Genomic DNA, 18111 nt, shown 5'->3' with positions numbered 1-18111 from the left:
AATGCGCCGGGTACGCTAACGTCTGTCAGCCCTTTCACACCTGTGTCACCCGCTTGCCTTACACTGCGTGCCTATGACCAACATCCCCCACACCCAAATCACCACCCCCGCCGTCACCTGCTCGACGTGCGCGGCCTGCTGCTGCCAGCTGGAAGTCATGCTGATCACCGACACGGGCGTGCCCGAGCGCTTTATCGACACCGACGATTGGGGCGGCGAAGTCATGCTGCGCCTGGACGACGGCTGGTGCGCGGCGCTGGACCGGGACACGATGATGTGTACGATTTATACGCGTCGGCCGCTGATCTGCCGGGAATTCGAGATGGGCGCGCCGGAATGCCTGACCGAACGCGAAGGGATTGCGACCGCTTACCGCTGATCTCAGACCGACGAATATCTCAATGTGGGAGGGGGCTTGCCCCCGATAGCAGTGGGTCAGTTGGCAAATTCTGCGGCTGACACTGCGCTATCGGGGGCAAGCCCCCTCCCACAGGGTTTTGCAGGGTAACGAATAGTTTTCGATGCCGCCGAACGCGAAGGGATTGCGACCGCTTACCGCTGATCTCAGGCCGACGAATATCTCAATGTGGGAGGGGGCTTGCCCCCGATAGCAGTGGGTCAGTTGGCAAATTCTGCGACTGACACTGCGCTATCGGGGGCAAGCCCCCTCCCACAGGGTTTTGCAGGGTAACGAGTAGTTTTCGATGCCACCGAACGCGAAGGGATTCGCGACCGCTTACCGCTGATCTCAGGCCGATGAATATCTCAATGTGGGAGGGGGCTTGCCCCCTCCCACAGGGTTTTGCAGGGTTCTGAAGTTACAGCGGCATCGTGTAGTGCAACGAGTAGTTTTCGATGCCGTCGTTATGGTCGCTGAGCCCGGCGTTGGAGTAGTGCATGGCACGAATGCCCACTTCATGCCCGCCGTTAAAGCGCAAACCGAAGCCCAGGCGGTCTTCGAACTGGAAGGCCTGGCCGAGGTTGTTGTCTTCCAACCGCGTGCGGGAGAATGCCGCCACCCCGATCCCGGCCTCGATGTAAGGCTTTACCGATTCCCCGGCGAACTCATACACAAATACCGGGGAGAACGACAGGCTGCTCGCGCCTGCACGGTGATCACCTTCCCAATAGGTGTATGCACCACTCCAATAGCCAGTCAGGCGACCGACGTCGCTCTGCATCCAGCTCTTATCCCAATCCGACGTCAGCCCCAATCGATAGGTGAGCGTCGAATCACCGGTGGTCCCCAGGCCAAACTCAAGGCCGGCGGCTTGCGCCGAAAAAGAGTGTCCCACCACAACGGCCGCAATCGCGGCCAAACAGAACAAGCGCTTCATAAGAAACATCCTTTCCGAACGAAGTTATAGGTTTTTACACAGGGAAATCTCGCTTATAGAAGCCGACTTACTGCCAGAAATTCAGCGTCTAACGGCGAATTTTGACGAAATTTTCACGAGCCGAAGCTTCTCACAACTCCGGGATGTTTCCATAGTGTCGGTAGGATATTTCTTAGATGACACACATCGCCGCTGGTCCAGAACTGGGCAGGGCCTGGAGTGCCGGCGGCCAGCAGATCGCGTTCGCCGAGCAGGCGCTTGAGCTGGCGGGCCACGGCAGCGCCGGTGTCGATCAGGCTGATGCCGGGGGGCAGCATCTGCGCCAGGAGCGGCTTGAGGAAGGGGTAGTGGGTGCAACCGAGGATGATGGTGTCGCAGCCGGCGCTGAGCAACGGTTCGACGTAGCTTTGCAACAACTGGCGCAGGGCCGGGCTGCCCAGGTCGCCGGTTTCAATCAGTTCCACCAGGCCTGGGCACGGCCGGGTGATCACCCGCACATCGGTGGCGAAACGGTCGAGCAACGCGGCGAACTTGGCGCTCTGCAGGGTGCCGGTGGTGGCGAGTACGCCGACCACGCCACTGCGGGTCGCAGCGGTAGCGGGTTTGACGGCGGGTTCCATCCCCACCAGCGGCCAGTCGGGGTAGCTCTTGCGCAAGTCGGCCACAGCAGCAACGGTCGCCGTGTTGCAGGCAATCACCAAGGCTTTGGCGCCGCGCTCGCGGAAAAACTCTGCAACCCGGTGTAAACGTTCGCAAATAAAGGCCGGCGTTTTCTCGCCGTAGGGGATGTACCCGCAATCGGCGACGTACAGCAGCGACTCATGGGGCAACAGTTGCTGGATTTCCTCGAGCACCGTCAACCCGCCGATACCGGAGTCGAACACACCGATCGGTGCATCCTTAACCATGCTGCGTCCCACACACACTGCAACCGGGATCGCGCTTGACGCGCAACTCACGGAAACGCGTGGTCAAGGCATCGATCAGCAACAAGCGTCCGACCAGGGGCTCACCGAAACCGGCGAGCAACTTCAATGCTTCCAGGGCCTGCAGGCTGCCGACCAGACCGACCAGCGGGCCGACCACGCCGGCTTCGCTGCAGGTCAGTTCGGTGTCGCTGCCGTGCCCGTATAAACAGTGGTAGCACGGGCTGTCGGCGCGCCGCGGGTCGAATACCGACAGTTGCCCGTCCAGGCGGATCGCCGCGCCGCTGACCAACGGCTTGCCGGCGGCCACGCAGGCGGCGTTGACCGCTTCGCGGGTGGAAAAATTGTCGCTGCAGTCGAGCACCACATCCACCGCCGCCACTGCCGCGGCCAGGGAGTCGGCATCTAGCGCAGTGCGATGGGTGAGCAGTTTGACCTCGGGGTTGAGCGCGGTCAGACGGCGGATGGCCGAATCGACCTTGCTCAGGCCGACACTGTCCGTGTCATGGATGATCTGGCGTTGCAGGTTAGTCAGGTCGACGGTGTCGAAATCCGCCAGATGCAACTCGCCGACCCCGGCCGCCGCCAGGTACAGCGCCACCGGCGCGCCCAGGCCGCCGAGGCCGACGATCAAGGCGCGACCGTTTTTCAGGCGCAATTGGCCGTCGATGTCGACCTGTTTCAACAGAATCTGTCGGCTATAGCGCAACAGATCCTGGTCGCTCAGCATGGCCGGCGCCCCAGGCTGATGCGTTCGTGGCCGCCGAGGTCGATGCGGCTGTGGACGCCTTCAAAGCCCTGACTCAGCAGCAGGTCACGCACCGCCGCGGCCTGGTCGTAACCGTGTTCCAGCAACAACCAACCGCCCGCGTTGAGGTGGGCCGGCGCCTCGGCGATGATCAGCCGCAGGTCGTCCAACCCATCATGGCCCGCCACCAGCGCGCTGGCCGGCTCAAAGCGCACGTCGCCGGCCGCCAGGTGCGGATCGTTGGCGGCGATGTAGGGCGGGTTGCTGATGATCAGGTCGTAGGTGTGGCCTTGCAACGCGCTGAACCAATGACTGTTGAGCACAGTGGCATTGTGCAGGTTCAGGCGCTGGCGATTGCGTTCGGCCAGGGCCACGGCTTCGAGCACGCGGTCGACGGCGGTGACGTGCCAGGCCGGGCGCTCGCTGGCCAGGGCCAGGGCGATGGCGCCGCTGCCGGTGCCGAGGTCGAGCACCTTGGCCGGCGTGGCGGGCAACAATTCCAGGGCCGCCTCGACCAGCAGTTCGGTGTCCGGGCGCGGGATCAGCGTGTGGGGCGCGACTTCCAGGTCCAGCTTCCAGAAACCTTGCTGGCCGAGGATGTAGGCCACCGGCTCACCGGCGCGGCGGCGTTGCAGGTAATCGGCGAAGGTCAGCGCGGCTTCGCTGCTGACGATTTTTTCCGGCCAGGTGTGCAGGTAGCTGCGGGACTTGCCCAGGGCAGCCGCGAGCAACAGCTCCACGTCCAGGCGTGCGGTGGGCGAGTCGGGCAGGTCGGCGGCGCGCAGCAGGCTGGCGATGATGGTCATTTATTCACCTATCGCCGCCAATTGGTCGGCCTGGTATTCGACGAGCAAAGGCTCGATCACCGCGTCGATGCCACCGGCGAGAATCTCGTCCAGGGAGTAGAGCGTGAGGTTGACCCGGTGGTCGGTGACCCGGCCCTGGGCAAAGTTGTAAGTGCGGATGCGCTCGGAACGGTCGCCCGAGCCCACCAGCAGTTTGCGTTCACTGGCAATCGCGTTGGCGGCGGCGCTGGTCTGCTGGTCATTCAGCTTGGCCGACAGCCAGGACATGGCCCGCGCCCGGTTCTTGTGCTGCGAACGCTCTTCCTGGCATTCAACCACGATGCCCGACGGCAAGTGCGTGATGCGGATCGCCGAGTCGGTCTTGTTGATGTGCTGACCACCGGCACCGGATGAACGGTAGGTGTCGACGCGCAGGTCCGCCGGGTTGATCTCGATGGCTTCCTGCTCGTCCGGCTCGGGCAACACCGCCACGGTACACGCCGAGGTGTGGATACGGCCTTGGGATTCAGTGGCCGGCACCCGTTGCACGCGGTGCGCTCCGGACTCGAATTTCAGCTTGCCGTACACGTTGTCGCCTTCGACGCGGGCGATGACTTCTTTATAGCCGCCGTGTTCGCCTTCGTTCTCGGACAGGATCTCGACGCGCCAGCCACGCCGCTCGGCATAACGCGAGTACATGCGGAACAGGTCGCCGGAGAAAATCGCCGCCTCGTCGCCGCCGGTGCCGGCGCGGATTTCGAGGAAGACGTTGCGCCCGTCGTTGGGGTCATTGGGCAGTAGCATGCGTTGCAGGTCGCCTTCGAGCTCGGCCAGTTTGTCTTTGGCTTCACGGACTTCTTCCACGGCCATTTCACGCATGTCCGGGTCGCTGTCCTTGAGCAGGGCCTGGGCGCCCTCCAGGTCGGCCTGTACTTTCAACAGGTTCTGATAGGTGAGCACAATGGGCTCAACTTCGGCGTATTCCTTGGAATAAGCGCGGAACTTGGCCTGATCGGAGATGACCTCGCCGTCGCCGAGCAACGCAGTCAGTTCTTCGAAACGGTCCTGGAGCACGTCCAGTTTGTTGAGCAGTGACGCTTTCATTACGGTTTTTTATCCGAAGAGCTATCTGACGCGCCCTCACCGAGGGCAAAGAGTTCCTGCGCCATGGCCAGCGCATCGAGGCGGCCTTCGGCAGTGAGTTTTTTCAGTTGTACGCTGGGAGCGTGCAGCAACTTGTTGGTCAAGCCGCGGGCCAGTTGCATCAGCACGTCTTCGGCGTTGCCGCCATTGGCCAATAAGCGCTGGGCCTTGCTCAACTCCTCGTCGCGCAGGCGTTCGCCCTGCTGACGATACGCCTTGAGCACGTCCACCGCCGCCAGTTCGCGCAGGCGCACCATGAAGTCTTCGGCGCCGACGCTGACCATTTCCTCGGCGGCCTGGGCTGCGCCCTGACGGCTCTTGAGGTTTTCGGCGACCACTTCGTGCAGATCGTCGACGCTATACAGGTAAACGTCGTCCAACTCGCCGACTTCAGGCTCGATATCCCGGGGAACGGCAATATCCACCATGAAGATCGGCTTGTGCTTGCGCAGCTTCAGCGCGCTTTCTACCGCGCCTTTACCCAGGATCGGCAACTGGCTGGCGGTGGAACTGATGACGATGTCGCTGCGCACCAGCTCGGCCGGGATATCGGCCAGCAGCACGGCGTGGGCGCCGAACTGTTCGGCGAGGATGCTGGCACGCTCCAGGGTGCGGTTGGCCACCACGATACGCTTCACGCCGAGGTCGTGCAGGTGACGGGCGACCAGGGTGATGGTCTCGCCGGCACCGATCAGCAAGGCCTGGCTGCGCTGCAAGTCGCTGAAAATCTGTTTGGCCAGGCTGACGGCGGCAAACGCCACGGATACCGGGTTTTCCCCGATGGCGGTGTCGGTGCGTACCTGCTTGGCGGAATTGAACGTGGCCTGGAACAGGCGCCCCAGCAGCGGCCCCACGGTGCCAGCCTCACGCGCCACGGCGTAGGCGGATTTCATCTGGCCGAGGATCTGCGGCTCGCCCAAGACCAGCGAATCGAGACCGGACGCCACACGCATCATGTGACGAACTGCCGCATCGTCCTCATGCACATAAGCGCTCGCGCGCAGGTCATTGAAGTCCAAATGGTGGTAATCGGCCAGCCAGCGCAGCACGACATCCGCTGAAAGATGCTCCTGCTCTATATAAAGCTCGCTGCGATTGCAGGTGGAAAGGATCGCAGCTTCGCGGCTGTCGGTGAGTCGGCAGAGCTGCTGCAAGGCCTCAACCAACTGCTCAGGCGTAAACGCCACGCGCTCGCGCACGTCTACGGAGGCAGTCTTGTGGTTAATACCGAGTGCGAGGAAGGCCATTCAATATCGCTGATGATGTCGGGAAGCCGACAATTGTCCTACTTCGATAGATTCAGAACAACCACCGTCGTCTATTGTCCCTATACGTTGTGCCTATAAAGGCATCCACTGAGACTCGGTTATGTTTGGCCGAAGGCTTGTGTCATGATGATCCGACCGCAGGTTAGTCGTCCTCTTCCTATATGAATAGATCCTCCGCGTTGCTCCTCGCTTTTGTCTTCCTCAACGGCTGCCAGGCCATGGCCCCCGTGTCGACCGACGGTACACCGCCGGTGGAAGAGAGCACCCCAGCCCCTGAAAAGCCCAAGGTTTACTCCTCGTTCACTGAAGATACGGTGTACAGCCTGCTGACCGCAGAACTGGCCGGCCAGCGCAATCGTTTCGATATTGCGCTGGATAATTACGTGACCCAGGCCATCAATACGCAAGATCCGGGCATCTCGGAGCGGGCGTTTCGCATCGCCGAGTACCTGGGGGCCGACCAGGCTGCGCTGGACACCTCGCTGATCTGGGCGAAAAACGCGCCGCACGACCTGGAAGCACAACGGGCGGCAGCCATTCAATTGGCGCGCTCGGGGCGCTACGACGACTCCATGACCTATATGGAGAAAGTCCTGCAGGGCAAGGGCGACACGCATTTCGACTTTCTTGCGCTGTCGGCGGCCGATACCGACCAGGACACGCGCAACGGGCTGATGAAAAGTTTCGACCGCCTGCTGCAAAAACACCCGAAGAACAGCCAGCTCGTGTTCGGCAAGGCCTTGCTGCTGCAACAGGACGACGAAGCCGAAGCCGCGCTGAAGCTGCTGGAACAGAACCCGCCGGAAGAAGGCGAGATCGCGCCGATCCTGCTGCGCGCACGCCTGTTGCAGAACCTCAATCGCGGCAAGGAAGCGATTCCGCTGCTGGAAAAAAGCATCAAGAAGTACCCGGAAGACAAGCGCCTGCGCCTGACTTACGCACGCACGCTGGTGGAGCAGGACCGCATGGAGGACGCCAAAGTGCAGTTCGCCAACCTGGTCCAGCAATACCCGGACGATGACGAATTACGCTACTCCCTGGCGCTGGTGTGCCTGGAAGCCAAGGCCTGGGACGAGGCCAAGGGCTATCTGGAAGAGTTGATCGAGCGCGAAAGCCATGTGGACTCGGCGCACCTGAACCTCGGCCGCATCGCCGAAGAAAACAACGACCCCCAGGCCGCCCTGCTCGAATACGCCAAGGTCGGCCCCGGCAACGACTACCTGCCCGCCCAGTTGCGCCAGGCCGACATCCTGATGAGCAACGGGCGCACCGACGAGGCGGAAAAACGCCTGGTCGCGGCGCGCGAGGCTGAACCGGACTACGCGATCCAGCTGTACCTGATCCAGGCCGAAACCTTGTCGGCCAACAATCAGGCCGAGCGCGCCTGGAAAGTCTTGCAACAAGCCTTGCTGCAATACCCCGACGACCTGAACCTGCTCTACACCCGTGCGATGCAGGCGGAAAAACGCAATGACCTGGCGCAGATGGAAAAAGACCTGCGCCTGATCATCAAGCGCGACCCGGACAACGCCATGGCGCTCAATGCCCTGGGCTACACCCTGTCCGACCGCACCACGCGTTACGTCGAAGCCAAGGTGCTGATCGAACAGGCCCACAAGCTCAACCCGGAAGACCCGGCCGTACTCGACAGCCTGGGCTGGGTGAACTACCGCCTGGGCAACCTGGACGAGGCTGAGCGCCTGCTGCGCCAGGCGCTGGAGCGCTTCCCCGACCAGGAAGTCGCCGCCCACCTGGGCGAAGTGCTCTGGGCCAATGGCAAACAGCGCGAAGCCCGGCAAATCTGGGAGAAGTTCCTCAAGGAACAACCCGAAAGCCCCATCCTGCGCGGCACCATCAAGCGCCTGACCGGTTCCGAGACCCTTTAAGTTTATGTTCTTGCGCCACTTTATCGTTTTCAGCTTCATCGCCTTGCTCGCCGGTTGCGCGGGCTTCGGTGCCCGCGAGTCCGTTGAGGGCCAGGGCAACCCGGCGCAATGGAAACAGCACAAGGCCCAGCTCAGCAGCATCGATGGCTGGCAGATCGAAGGAAAAGTCGGGGTACGCGCGCCGAAAGATTCCGGCAGCGGCACCTTGTTCTGGCTGCAACGCCAGGACTACTACGATATCCGCCTGTCCGGCCCATTGGGGCGCGGCGCCGCCCGCCTGACCGGCCGACCGGGGCAAGTCAGCCTCGAAGTGGCCAACCAGGGTCGCTACGAAGCCGTCTCCCCGGAGGCGCTGCTGGAAGAGCAGATCGGCTGGAAACTGCCGGTGTCGCACCTGGTCTGGTGGGTACGCGGCTTGCCCGCCCCCGACAGCAAAAGCCGCCTGAGCCTCAATGGCGACAGCCGCCTGGCCTCCCTGGAGCAGGACGGCTGGCAGGTCGAATACCTGAGCTACGTGCAACAGAGCGGTTATTGGCTGCCCGAGCGGATCAAACTGCACGGCACCGACCTTGATATCACGCTGGTGATCAAGGACTGGCAACCACGCAAGCTGGGGCAATAACGTGACCGTAGAGAAACTGACCCTGCCCTCCCCGGCCAAACTCAATCTGATGCTGCACATCCTGGGGCGCCGCGAAGACGGCTACCACGAGTTGCAGACGCTGTTTCAATTTCTCGACTACGGCGATGAACTGACATTCGCCGTGCGTGACGATGGCGTGATCCGACTGCACACCGAATTCGAAGGGGTGCCCCACGACAGCAACCTGATCGTGAAGGCCGCGAAAAAACTTCAGGCACAATCCGGTTGCGCCCTGGGCATCGACATCTGGATCGATAAAATCCTGCCCATGGGCGGCGGCATCGGTGGCGGCAGCTCGAATGCCGCGACCACACTGCTGGGCCTGAACCACTTGTGGAAGCTCGGCTGGGACCTCGATCGCTTGGCCGCACTGGGCCTGACACTGGGCGCCGACGTCCCGGTTTTCGTGCGTGGGCACGCGGCTTTTGCCGAGGGCGTGGGAGAAAAACTCACCCCGGAAAACCCCGAAGAGCCTTGGTATGTCGTGCTTGTCCCGCAAGTATCTGTAAGTACAGCAGAAATTTTTTCAGATCCACTGTTGACACGTAACTCTCCTCCCATTAAAGTGCGCCCCGTTCCCAAGGGAAACAGTCGAAATGACTGCTTACCGGTTGTAGCAAGGCGTTATCCAGAAGTACGTAACGCTTTGAATTTGTTAGGTAAATTTACCGAAGCAAAATTAACCGGCACTGGAAGTTGTGTGTTTGGGGGCTTCCCAAACAAAGCTGAAGCTGATAAAGTCTCGGCCCTTCTTACAGAGACCCTTACAGGGTTTGTAGCGAAAGGAAGCAACGTTTCGATGTTGCATCGCAAGCTGCAAAGTCTGCTCTAAAAGGAACCGAGTACTGGGTACTCGTTGCAACAGATACAGGGGCGTCGCCAAGCGGTAAGGCAGCAGGTTTTGATCCTGCCATGCGTTGGTTCGAATCCAGCCGCCCCTGCCATTTTCCTTTACTCATCCAGGTTACCCTCAGCCTCTAGGTACTGCGCGTGTCCAAGATGATGGTCTTTACGGGGAACGCCAACCCCGATCTGGCTCGACGTGTTGTTCGTCAGCTGCATATCCCTCTCGGTGACATCTCTGTCGGTAAATTCTCCGACGGCGAAATTACCGCCGAGATCAATGAAAACGTCCGCGGTAAAGACGTCTTCATTATCCAGCCGACCTGCGCTCCGACCAACGATAACCTGATGGAACTCGTCGTGATGGCTGATGCCTTCCGCCGCTCCTCAGCGACTCGAATCACAGCTGTAATCCCTTACTTTGGTTATGCCCGTCAGGATCGCCGTCCGCGTTCCGCACGTGTAGCTATCAGCGCGAAAGTCGTGGCTGACATGCTCACCGTGGTAGGCATCGACCGTGTTCTCACGGTTGACCTGCACGCTGACCAAATTCAGGGGTTCTTCGATATTCCGGTAGATAACATCTACGGCTCCCCCGTATTGGTGGATGACATCGAAGACCAGCGCTTTGAAAACCTGATGATCGTGTCCCCGGACATTGGTGGCGTCGTGCGTGCACGGGCTGTCGCCAAATCCCTGGGCGTTGATCTCGGGATCATCGACAAACGCCGCGAGAAAGCCAATCACTCTGAAGTGATGCATATCATCGGTGATGTCGAAGGGCGTACCTGTATTCTGGTTGATGACATGGTCGACACCGCCGGCACCCTGTGCCACGCGGCGAAAGCCTTGAAAGAGCACGGTGCGGCAAAAGTCTTCGCCTACTGCACACACCCTGTGCTGTCGGGCCGAGCGATCGAGAACATCGAGAACTCAATGCTGGACGAACTGGTGGTGACCAACACCATCCCGTTGTCCGCTGCAGCTCAAGCCTGTCCGCGTATCCGCCAACTGGATATCGCACCGGTAGTTGCCGAAGCGGTTCGCCGCATCAGCAACGAAGAATCGATCAGCGCGATGTTCCGTTAAGGGTCAAACCTTCGGATCACCTCACTGACGAAAAGCGCCCCGCCCCGGCATATTGTCGGGGCGGGGCTTTTTTGCCCATATCGCCTTTAGCGCTGGTCGCAAACGCTGGGGCGAATGTGGTTATTTTGGAGATACAACATGAACGAATTTATTCTGAATGCTGAAGTGCGTTCCGACCTGGGGAAAGGTGCGAGCCGCCGCCTGCGTCGTCTCGCAAGCCTGGTTCCAGCTGTAGTTTACGGTGGCGACAAAGCCCCTGAATCCATCAGCATGCTGGCCAAAGAAGTTGCCAAACTGCTGGAAAACGATGCGGCCTACAGCCACATCATTTCGCTGAACGTCGGCGGCACCAAGCAGAACGTCATCATCAAGGCCCTGCAACGTCACCCAGCTAAAGGCCACGTGCTGCACGCTGACTTCGTTCGCGTCGTTGCCGGCCAGAAACTGACCGCCGTCGTGCCGGTACACTTTGTTGGTGAAGAAGCTCCGATCAAAAAAGGCGGCGAAGTTTCGCACGTTGTTGCCGAGATCGAAGTGACCTGCCTGCCGAAAGACCTGCCTGAGTTCATCGAAGTCGACCTGTCGGCTCTGGAAATCGGCGAAATCCTGCACCTGTCCGACCTCAAAGCCCCTAAAGGCGTTGAGTTTGTCGCACTGGTTCACGGTGATGACAAAGCGGTTGCCAACGTTCACGCTCCACGCGTTGCTCCAGAAGCTGAAGAAGGCGCTGCAGAGTAATTCACTCTGTATTGCCGGAGCTTGAGGAAACATCGCGGACCGAAACGTAGCGAGAAAGCGGGCGATAACGCGACGTTTACTCTTGAGTAAATGATCCCTTGTCGTCCACTTTCGCCGCACTCAGGTCGGCATTGTTATCCACAACTCCAAAGGAAGGGCCCCTGTCGTGACTGCCATTAAACTGATCGTTGGCCTGGGAAATCCAGGCGCAGAATACGAACAGACCCGGCATAACGCGGGGGCCCTTTTTGTTGAGCGCATCGCCCACGCCCAAGGTGTAAACCTGGTGGCCGATCGCAAGTATTTCGGCCTGACCGGACGCTTTTCGCATCAGGGTCAGGATGTTCGTCTGTTGATTCCCACCACCTACATGAACCGCAGCGGCCAGGCTGTCGCGGCGCTTGCGGGGTTCTTCCGGATCAAACCCGAAGAAATCCTGGTGGCCCATGACGAACTGGACCTGCCTCCCGGCGTTGCCAAGCTCAAGCAAGGCGGCGGGCATGGCGGGCACAATGGCCTGCGCGACATCATCGCGCAGCTGGGCAATCAGAATACCTTTTACCGTCTGCGGCTCGGCATTGGCCACCCAGGCGTTGCCAGTATGGTTTCAAATTTCGTCCTGGGTCGTGCGCCACGCGCCGAACAGGAAAAACTCGATGCCTGCATCGACTTTGCCCTCGGCGTGCTGCCGGATATCCTCGCCGGGGAATGGAACCGCGCGATGAAAAACCTGCACAGCCAGAAGGCCTGACTCTTTTCCGAGGGGAAACACCATGGGATTCAATTGCGGCATCGTCGGCCTGCCCAACGTCGGCAAATCCACCCTGTTCAACGCGCTGACCAAGTCCGGTATTGCGGCGGAGAACTTCCCCTTCTGCACCATCGAACCCAACAGCGGTATCGTGCCGATGCCGGACCCACGCCTGGACGCCCTGGCGGTGATCGTCAACCCCAAGCGCATCCTGCCGACCACCATGGAATTCGTCGACATCGCCGGCCTGGTGGCCGGTGCGTCGAAAGGTGAAGGCCTGGGCAACAAGTTCCTGGCCAACATCCGCGAAACCGATGCCATCGCCCATGTGGTCCGCTGCTTTGAAGACGAGAACGTGATTCACGTCTCCAACAGCGTCGACCCGAAACGCGACATCGAGATCATCGACCTGGAACTGATCTTCGCCGACCTCGACAGTTGCGAGAAGCAACTGCAGAAAGTCGCGCGTAACGCCAAGGGTGGCGACAAGGACGCCGTGGTCCAGAAAGGCCTGCTGGAGCAACTGATCGCCCACTTCACCCTGGGCAAGCCGGCACGCAGCCTGATGAAGACCATGGGTGCTGACGAGAAGGCCGCGGTCAAGGGCTTCCACCTGCTGACCACCAAGCCGGTGATGTACATCGCCAACGTCGCCGAAGACGGCTTCGAGAACAACCCGCTGCTCGACGTGGTCAAGGCCATCGCTGACGAAGAAGGCGCGATCGTGGTTCCGGTGTGCAACAAGATCGAAGCGGAAATCGCCGAGCTCGATGACGGCGAAGAAAAAGACATGTTCCTCGAGGCCCTGGGCCTGGAAGAGCCTGGCCTGAATCGCGTGATCCGCGCCGGTTACGAAATGCTCAACCTGCAGACCTACTTCACCGCCGGTGTCGAAGAAGTCCGCGCCTGGACCGTCAAGGTCGGCGCCACCGCGCCACAGGCCGCCGGCGTGATCCACACCGACTTCGAAAAAGGCTTTATCCGCGCCGAAGTGATCGCCTACAACGACTTCATCCAGTACAAGGGTGAAGCCGGTGCCAAGGAAGCCGGTAAATGGCGCCTGGAAGGTAAGGAATATATCGTCAAGGACGGCGATGTGATGCACTTCCGTTTCAACGTGTAAACATTGATCGCGGCAGACGTCGCGATATAAAGAAGCCGATGCCCTGCATCGGCTTTTTTGTGGGTGAAAGACTCATGAGAGCGAAACATTGCCATACATTATAAATAAGAGGACTTTAGAACACACACCGCAACATATCTGCGAAGCATTAAAACTTCCCAACTATTCTTCACCACTCTAAGAATAATCTTACGCCGACCACGGATAACCATCTCAACTAGCACTTGCAACTTCAGAGCACTTGCCCTCCCTATACCCGGTGCCACTTTTAACGCCGGCAGCGCATCATGACAACACTAAGTTTTCCTGTTTAACTGCACGTCGACCCATAGGTTAATTGCCCTCCTGACGTGGCAACAGTATCGGAGCACAACACGATGTCGACGCTCTGCGAAAACGTTCTTATAACGGACATGACCTTTAGCGATTGCCCGGCCATCGAAACGACCGTGAACAATACGGCCGTTCTCGATATCGATATTCTCCTCTTGGGAGAAACCGGCACAGGTAAAGATACGTTGGCGCAACGCATCCATCAGCTGTCTCGTCGCAAAGGAAACTTCGTAGCAGTTAATTGTGCCGCCATCCCGGAAACCCTGGCCGAAAGCCAACTGTTCGGTGTCAACAGCGGCGCCTACACGGGCGCCATGCAATCTCGCGCGGGGTTTGTCGAAGCCGCCCATCTGGGCACCCTATACCTCGACGAAATCGACAGCATGCCGCTGTCGCTGCAAGCCAAGCTGTTACGTGTACTGGAATCGCGCGGGGTCGAACGCCTGGGGTCTACACGATTTATCCCGGTAGACATGCGTGTGATCGCCTCGGCCCAGCACGCCTTGCACGAAATGGTCGAGCAAGGCACTTTCCGACGCGACCTCTACTTCCGTCTGAATGTGGTCAATATCCACCTTCCAGCCTTACGGGATCGGCGAGAGCGGATCATTCCCTTGTTCCTGGACATGATTGAGCAAGAGGCCGATCACTTCCGGCTCGCCGCGCCATCGCCCCCCAGCAAGCAGTTATTGCAACAACTGCTGTGCCACCCGTGGAAGGGCAATGTGCGCGAACTGCGCTCGACGGCCAAGCGCTTCGTGTTGGGCCTGCCGCCGTTATCCACCGCGGTGATCAACCGACATGAACTTGAATTGAACCTGAAGACACGATTGCAACAGATGGAGAAATCGCTGATTGAAGAATCGCTTCGTCAACACGACCACTGTGTGGACAGTGTGGCAATCGCTTTAGGCGTCGCCAAGCGAACGCTGTACCACCGAATAAAGCATTTGGGAATATCACTCAACTGAAACAGGGTGCCGCCCCCTGTTAACGCAATAACATCTTTTGAAACATACCTTCCCGCAACATATGGAACGCATGAATCCGTTTAGCCACATAAGTCATGGAACAGCGATACAGGTGTGCAACAGCGTCTTTTGATGTATCGCTGACTCCAGTGAAACTAACGTTAAGCACGGAGAAAACAACATGACTATCGGTTCGATTGGCTCGTATTCTGGCGCCTCCTATGGTGGCGGTGACGCCAACAATATGTCTGCTGATGAAGCAGATGCTGGGATGGAGGCTGTAGAATCAAAGAAGCGCAAAGATGGTGTAAAAAACGCATATAAAGCAGCAGAGAACGCTAATACCAACGGTATTAAAGCAGCCGCTGACATGCTCCGCCTGTAATAGCTGAACGCTTGCTGGCCTTCTCGACAGTCGATGCCGGGAAGGCCACATCGCCACGAGCGTTGTCATATACACGCTCATCTTCTAACCCTTATCTGACAGGGCAACATGATGATAGGCAGCATCCGCACGACTGAAATCAATCAACTCCCTGGCACCTCAGGCATACAGGAGGCCTCCCACTCGGCCACCGATGTCAGCTTTTTCAACTCAACGCTCATGCCTTCCCCAGTTGCGAATACCGCGGTCGATCATGCGCTGCCACCGAATGTGCTTTCCGAAGCCGCAGGCAAGCTCAATTCCATGACTGAGCGTATGACCAAAAGCCTGCGTGCATTAAGCAGCAAGAACAAACTGGAAGAGGCGCGAAAATATCCGGGGCAACTTTCCGACGCACTCCTGCTGACGCACATGTTGTCGAAGAGCGTCGGTAAAACCGCGCAGTGCATCGATAAAATCAGCAACCTCCAGTAGGCCAACATGACTCGCCCGCGGCTTATCCTAGTAATCCTGTCGCTCTCATTCTTGCTCAATGCCTGCAGTGACCGTGTCGAACTTCATCGTCAGTTAACCGAACAAGAGGCCAATGAGGTCGTTGCGGAACTGGCGGACAAACATATCCGCGCCACCAAGGTTCCCGCGAAAGATGGCGTTGTGGTGGTGGTCAACTCAACCGATATCGGCCGCGCTGTGCGAACGCTGGAGGCTGCCGGCCTCCCGCGGGTCGCGCGCGCGACGCTGGACGACACCTTTCGCAAAGAGGGGGTTATTTCCACCCCGCTTGAAGAACGAGCACGCTACATCTATGCCCTGTCCCAGGAGCTGGAGACCACGCTGTCGAACATTGATGGCGTCATCGTGGCTCGCGTACACGTGGTGCTGCCCGAGCGCGTCGCTCCGGGGGAACCGGTACAACCCGCCTCCGCCTCGGTGTTCATCAAGCATGACCCGCGACTCGACCCCGACAATATCAGGGCCCGGGTGCGCAGGATGGTTGCAAGCAGTATTCCGGGGATGACCGCCGCGGTGGAAAACCCGCAAAAACTGACGGTCGTCTTCGTGCCGGCAACCGCTTACTTAGAGCAGCAACGGTTGGCTTACTTCGGGCCGTTCCTGGTTCCGGGAGATGACATCGGTTTTTGGCGGGCCAGTGTGACATTCGGGCTGATCGCCCTGGCGCTGATGATCGCGGCGGGCATGTTCTGGCATAAACGCACACAAAGAGCCGCAGACGCGCTGTCAGACGGCCCATCCCCGGATGCACCTGTCCAGGCCCGCAATGAGTAATCTCTCATGGGCCCAATGGTGGTCCGCGCCCTGGTTGTGTGCCCACGAAGACTGGAAAGCCCCCGTTCAACACGCCGCGCTGAATGAGCTGCACCGCAGCCGGCAGGTCGTCACGGGCACGCCTTATGGCGTTGCCCCTTGCCTGCCGCCAATGCCCGACCCCGCACTCCTGCAACTGGCACTCGCCCCGGCGGATCAACTCGACCTGGGGCTCGCCCTGATTGACGGCATCTGCCGTCCCGCCTATGCCACCGCACTCGATGACAACCATCGGCAGTGGTGCAACAGGCTGGCCAAGGCCCTGCCTCTGGATATGGTGCAACCCGATAATGACCCGCTGCAATTGCTCCGCGCCTGGGTCACGCCGGCCACCTGGCAGCGCATCCGGTTGCGCTTTGCGCGCCGGCGCATTTTGGATCTGGACGAAAAAGCCCTGTCGCTCGGCGACTCCCATAGCCGCCTCGATACCCTTTGGCATGCGGTGGCGTGGCGCATTGGCGCGATGAACAGGAACAGTAGCGCTGCCGCCTCAGAGGGGCACGGAGATTAACGATGTTATGCCGATATAAAATCAGCTCGCCCGGGGGCGCGCCGCCCTTGCCGGGGAGCCTGATCTCTTGCGAAACACTGGCGAGCTATACCCAGGCCAGCAATGTGGTGGACCAGGCAAAAGCCGAGGCCAGGCAGTTGCTGAAGACGGCACACGCCCAACGTGAAGCGCTGCTCGAAAAAGTCAGCGTTGAAGTATGGCAACGTGCCAATGCACAACTCAAACGCTGGGAAATCGAGCGTCAGGCCCTGTGCGACAGCCTTGAACAATACGCCACCTCGATCGCCAACCAGGCCATTCACCTGCTGCTAGAAGACACCCCCGCCCCCCAACGCATGGCCGCCCTGATCAAGCAATTACTGGCGAGCCATGTGCCAGCGGTGAAGGCAACACTGGTTTGCCACCCGCTCGAATTGGAGGCGGTGCGGGCATGCCTGACCAACCGCGGCAGCACGCACTGGACACTGCGCGCCGACGATACGATCAAACTCCAATCGCTCATATTGACCACCGAAGAAGGGGACTTCCGGATTGACTGGACGTCCTTGATCAATATTTTCATGAAGCCCGATGACAGCCCTTCAGACAACGGGTTTTAAACACACTTCATGAAATAAAAATTGCCGCACATGGAACCAATTCGAAATACAAACCAAAAAGGAGAACATCCCAACGGAGTGAATCCATGAACTATTACGACGGTTACAGCAATCGGCTTTTAAACGACGCAAGGGAGGTTAAACGTGACCTCAACCTCGCCGCAGAAACCAATTCAGGGTCTGAAGAAGACCTTGCCTTTTTTTTCGATCTTGTCGCCAAGCATCGAACTTCCGAATACGTCTTCAATGAGCATGCCCGCGTCAAACATATGCTCCTGAAGTCAGGCCTGGATAGCGGTCAGTAACTTGAACGCGCTGCTGGCCGAGTGTTTGAAACGCGGCTCCGGAGAATTGAGGTTATTCGAAAACAATGACGAAATTATCCTGCGTCATTGTTCGAACAGCCTGTTGCTCAGTGTCCAGTTGACGCCACTTCGCCCGGACAAATCATTGCTGCTGAGCTGGCTGCGCCTGGGCGAGGTCAGCCTGGAACACTTTCCAGGCGCTCTCGCCCAGGCGCCGGCCAGTGGCGCGCTCTGGCTGATGCATTGCCTGCATGACAAGCACGACGAACAGCAGCTGCAGCTCTGCCTCGAGTCCCTGCTCAACCAACGCGATACCTGGCGCGCCACCGTCGCGCGCCTCCACAGACCGGCGCCTCGACGCAACCCCACCTCCCTACGTTCGTTGCTGTACTAATCAGAGA

The 18111-nt window shown here is 59.4% G+C and carries 22 protein-coding genes and 1 tRNA gene; 17 read left to right on the top strand and 6 right to left on the bottom strand.

The features are described 5' to 3' along the window. Positions 1–73 precede the first annotated feature (73 nt). Positions 74–379, top strand: coding sequence for a YkgJ family cysteine cluster protein (locus MOQ67_RS04860; RefSeq protein WP_104903973.1), 306 nt, complete (start codon positions 74–76; stop codon positions 377–379). 439 nt (positions 380–818) lie between these two features. On the opposite strand, the gene MOQ67_RS04855 is transcribed toward MOQ67_RS04860, so the two are convergent. The 6 genes from MOQ67_RS04855 to hemA form a co-directional block, all read right to left on the bottom strand. Next, positions 819–1337: an acyloxyacyl hydrolase gene (locus tag MOQ67_RS04855; protein ID WP_017844396.1), complete on the bottom strand. Its 519-nt coding sequence runs from the start codon at positions 1335–1337 to the stop codon at positions 819–821. A gap of 113 nt (positions 1338–1450) precedes the next feature. Next, a complete protein-coding gene (gene murI, locus MOQ67_RS04850; RefSeq protein WP_104903974.1) occupies positions 1451–2245 on the bottom strand; it encodes a glutamate racemase in 795 nt (264 codons plus the stop codon). Next, positions 2238–2993, bottom strand: a complete 756-nt coding sequence (locus MOQ67_RS04845; RefSeq protein ID WP_448675821.1) for a molybdopterin-synthase adenylyltransferase MoeB — start codon at positions 2991–2993, stop codon at positions 2238–2240. Before MOQ67_RS04845 ends, murI begins: the two co-directional genes overlap by 8 nt. Next, positions 2987–3817 carry a peptide chain release factor N(5)-glutamine methyltransferase gene (gene prmC / locus MOQ67_RS04840; protein ID WP_017844399.1) on the bottom strand — a complete coding sequence of 277 codons (831 nt, stop codon included), beginning with the start codon at positions 3815–3817 and terminating at the stop codon, positions 2987–2989. The genes MOQ67_RS04845 and prmC overlap by 7 nt, the downstream gene beginning before the upstream one ends. Beyond that, entirely contained in the window at positions 3818–4900 is a 1083-nt protein-coding gene (prfA, locus tag MOQ67_RS04835; RefSeq protein WP_198717097.1) for a peptide chain release factor 1, read from the bottom strand. Continuing rightward, the gene (gene hemA / locus MOQ67_RS04830; protein WP_017844401.1) at positions 4900–6186 is read right to left on the bottom strand and encodes a glutamyl-tRNA reductase; all 1287 of its coding nucleotides are present in this window, start codon (positions 6184–6186) and stop codon (positions 4900–4902) included. Before hemA ends, prfA begins: the two co-directional genes overlap by 1 nt. 182 nt (positions 6187–6368) lie before the next feature. On the opposite strand from hemA, the gene MOQ67_RS04825 reads away from it, so the two are divergent. From MOQ67_RS04825 to MOQ67_RS04750, 16 genes are all read left to right on the top strand, one after another. Then, on the top strand, positions 6369–8093 hold the full coding sequence (locus MOQ67_RS04825) for a tetratricopeptide repeat protein (RefSeq protein WP_198717098.1): 1725 nt from the start codon (positions 6369–6371) through the stop codon (positions 8091–8093). A gap of 4 nt (positions 8094–8097) precedes the next feature. Then, positions 8098–8715, top strand: a complete 618-nt coding sequence (lolB, locus tag MOQ67_RS04820; protein WP_046488043.1) for a lipoprotein insertase outer membrane protein LolB — start codon at positions 8098–8100, stop codon at positions 8713–8715. Between the two features lie 49 nt (positions 8716–8764). Beyond that, complete coding sequence (ispE, locus tag MOQ67_RS04815) at positions 8765–9568, top strand: 4-(cytidine 5'-diphospho)-2-C-methyl-D-erythritol kinase (protein WP_186354582.1); 804 nt, start codon at positions 8765–8767, stop codon at positions 9566–9568. Positions 9569–9605: 37 nt separating this feature from the next. Then, positions 9606–9680: transfer RNA gene (locus MOQ67_RS04810), tRNA-Gln, on the top strand. Between the two features lie 46 nt (positions 9681–9726). Continuing rightward, positions 9727–10668, top strand: coding sequence for a ribose-phosphate pyrophosphokinase (locus MOQ67_RS04805; RefSeq protein ID WP_017844405.1), 942 nt, complete (start codon positions 9727–9729; stop codon positions 10666–10668). 138 nt (positions 10669–10806) lie between these two features. Beyond that, positions 10807–11406 (top strand): 50S ribosomal protein L25/general stress protein Ctc, encoded by a 600-nt coding sequence (locus tag MOQ67_RS04800; RefSeq protein ID WP_017844406.1) that lies wholly within the window; start codon positions 10807–10809, stop codon positions 11404–11406. A gap of 166 nt (positions 11407–11572) precedes the next feature. Further along, positions 11573–12157, top strand: a complete 585-nt coding sequence (gene pth / locus MOQ67_RS04795; RefSeq protein ID WP_017844407.1) for an aminoacyl-tRNA hydrolase — start codon at positions 11573–11575, stop codon at positions 12155–12157. 22 nt (positions 12158–12179) lie between these two features. Beyond that, the gene (gene ychF, locus MOQ67_RS04790) at positions 12180–13280 is read left to right on the top strand and encodes a redox-regulated ATPase YchF (RefSeq protein ID WP_046384760.1); all 1101 of its coding nucleotides are present in this window, start codon (positions 12180–12182) and stop codon (positions 13278–13280) included. A gap of 377 nt (positions 13281–13657) precedes the next feature. After that, positions 13658–14584 carry a sigma 54-interacting transcriptional regulator gene (locus MOQ67_RS04785; RefSeq protein ID WP_017844409.1) on the top strand — a complete coding sequence of 309 codons (927 nt, stop codon included), beginning with the start codon at positions 13658–13660 and terminating at the stop codon, positions 14582–14584. Positions 14585–14765: 181 nt separating this feature from the next. Continuing rightward, entirely contained in the window at positions 14766–14969 is a 204-nt protein-coding gene (locus MOQ67_RS04780; RefSeq protein ID WP_017844410.1) for a hypothetical protein, read from the top strand. A gap of 111 nt (positions 14970–15080) precedes the next feature. After that, complete coding sequence (locus MOQ67_RS04775; protein WP_232925850.1) at positions 15081–15443, top strand: hypothetical protein; 363 nt, start codon at positions 15081–15083, stop codon at positions 15441–15443. A gap of 6 nt (positions 15444–15449) precedes the next feature. Then, positions 15450–16256 (top strand): type III secretion system inner membrane ring lipoprotein SctJ, encoded by an 807-nt coding sequence (gene sctJ / locus MOQ67_RS04770; protein WP_448675820.1) that lies wholly within the window; start codon positions 15450–15452, stop codon positions 16254–16256. Beyond that, entirely contained in the window at positions 16249–16806 is a 558-nt protein-coding gene (locus MOQ67_RS04765) for a type III secretion protein (RefSeq protein ID WP_126588917.1), read from the top strand. Before sctJ ends, MOQ67_RS04765 begins: the two co-directional genes overlap by 8 nt. A gap of 2 nt (positions 16807–16808) precedes the next feature. Further along, on the top strand, positions 16809–17405 hold the full coding sequence (sctL, locus tag MOQ67_RS04760; protein ID WP_017844414.1) for a type III secretion system stator protein SctL: 597 nt from the start codon (positions 16809–16811) through the stop codon (positions 17403–17405). A gap of 86 nt (positions 17406–17491) precedes the next feature. Further along, positions 17492–17710: a hypothetical protein gene (locus MOQ67_RS04755; protein WP_026139725.1), complete on the top strand. Its 219-nt coding sequence runs from the start codon at positions 17492–17494 to the stop codon at positions 17708–17710. A gap of 1 nt (position 17711) precedes the next feature. Then, positions 17712–18104, top strand: coding sequence for a hypothetical protein (locus MOQ67_RS04750; protein ID WP_046488034.1), 393 nt, complete (start codon positions 17712–17714; stop codon positions 18102–18104). Positions 18105–18111: the final 7 nt, after the last annotated feature.

Source organism: Pseudomonas sp. LY-1 (assembly GCF_053502595.1).
Note: the sequence above shows the minus strand (reverse complement) of the source record. Positions and strands in the feature narration are given on the sequence as shown.

What these genes read in the sequence shown, in the direction of transcription:
- MOQ67_RS04860 (WP_104903973.1), top strand. Translation starts at nt 74, where the DNA reads ATGACCAACATCCCCCACACCCAAATCACCACCCCCGCCGTCACCTGC.
- MOQ67_RS04855 (WP_017844396.1), bottom strand. Translation starts at nt 1,337, where the DNA reads ATGAAGCGCTTGTTCTGTTTGGCCGCGATTGCGGCCGTTGTGGTGGGA.
- murI (WP_104903974.1), bottom strand. Translation starts at nt 2,245, where the DNA reads ATGGTTAAGGATGCACCGATCGGTGTGTTCGACTCCGGTATCGGCGGG.
- MOQ67_RS04845 (WP_448675821.1), bottom strand. Translation starts at nt 2,993, where the DNA reads ATGCTGAGCGACCAGGATCTGTTGCGCTATAGCCGACAGATTCTGTTG.
- prmC (WP_017844399.1), bottom strand. Translation starts at nt 3,817, where the DNA reads ATGACCATCATCGCCAGCCTGCTGCGCGCCGCCGACCTGCCCGACTCG.
- prfA (WP_198717097.1), bottom strand. Translation starts at nt 4,900, where the DNA reads ATGAAAGCGTCACTGCTCAACAAACTGGACGTGCTCCAGGACCGTTTC.
- hemA (WP_017844401.1), bottom strand. Translation starts at nt 6,186, where the DNA reads ATGGCCTTCCTCGCACTCGGTATTAACCACAAGACTGCCTCCGTAGAC.
- MOQ67_RS04825 (WP_198717098.1), top strand. Translation starts at nt 6,369, where the DNA reads ATGAATAGATCCTCCGCGTTGCTCCTCGCTTTTGTCTTCCTCAACGGC.
- lolB (WP_046488043.1), top strand. Translation starts at nt 8,098, where the DNA reads ATGTTCTTGCGCCACTTTATCGTTTTCAGCTTCATCGCCTTGCTCGCC.
- ispE (WP_186354582.1), top strand. Translation starts at nt 8,765, where the DNA reads ATGCTGCACATCCTGGGGCGCCGCGAAGACGGCTACCACGAGTTGCAG.
- MOQ67_RS04800 (WP_017844406.1), top strand. Translation starts at nt 10,807, where the DNA reads ATGAACGAATTTATTCTGAATGCTGAAGTGCGTTCCGACCTGGGGAAA.
- ychF (WP_046384760.1), top strand. Translation starts at nt 12,180, where the DNA reads ATGGGATTCAATTGCGGCATCGTCGGCCTGCCCAACGTCGGCAAATCC.
- MOQ67_RS04785 (WP_017844409.1), top strand. Translation starts at nt 13,658, where the DNA reads ATGTCGACGCTCTGCGAAAACGTTCTTATAACGGACATGACCTTTAGC.
- MOQ67_RS04780 (WP_017844410.1), top strand. Translation starts at nt 14,766, where the DNA reads ATGACTATCGGTTCGATTGGCTCGTATTCTGGCGCCTCCTATGGTGGC.
- MOQ67_RS04775 (WP_232925850.1), top strand. Translation starts at nt 15,081, where the DNA reads ATGATAGGCAGCATCCGCACGACTGAAATCAATCAACTCCCTGGCACC.
- sctJ (WP_448675820.1), top strand. Translation starts at nt 15,450, where the DNA reads ATGACTCGCCCGCGGCTTATCCTAGTAATCCTGTCGCTCTCATTCTTG.
- MOQ67_RS04765 (WP_126588917.1), top strand. Translation starts at nt 16,249, where the DNA reads ATGAGTAATCTCTCATGGGCCCAATGGTGGTCCGCGCCCTGGTTGTGT.
- sctL (WP_017844414.1), top strand. Translation starts at nt 16,809, where the DNA reads ATGTTATGCCGATATAAAATCAGCTCGCCCGGGGGCGCGCCGCCCTTG.
- MOQ67_RS04755 (WP_026139725.1), top strand. Translation starts at nt 17,492, where the DNA reads ATGAACTATTACGACGGTTACAGCAATCGGCTTTTAAACGACGCAAGG.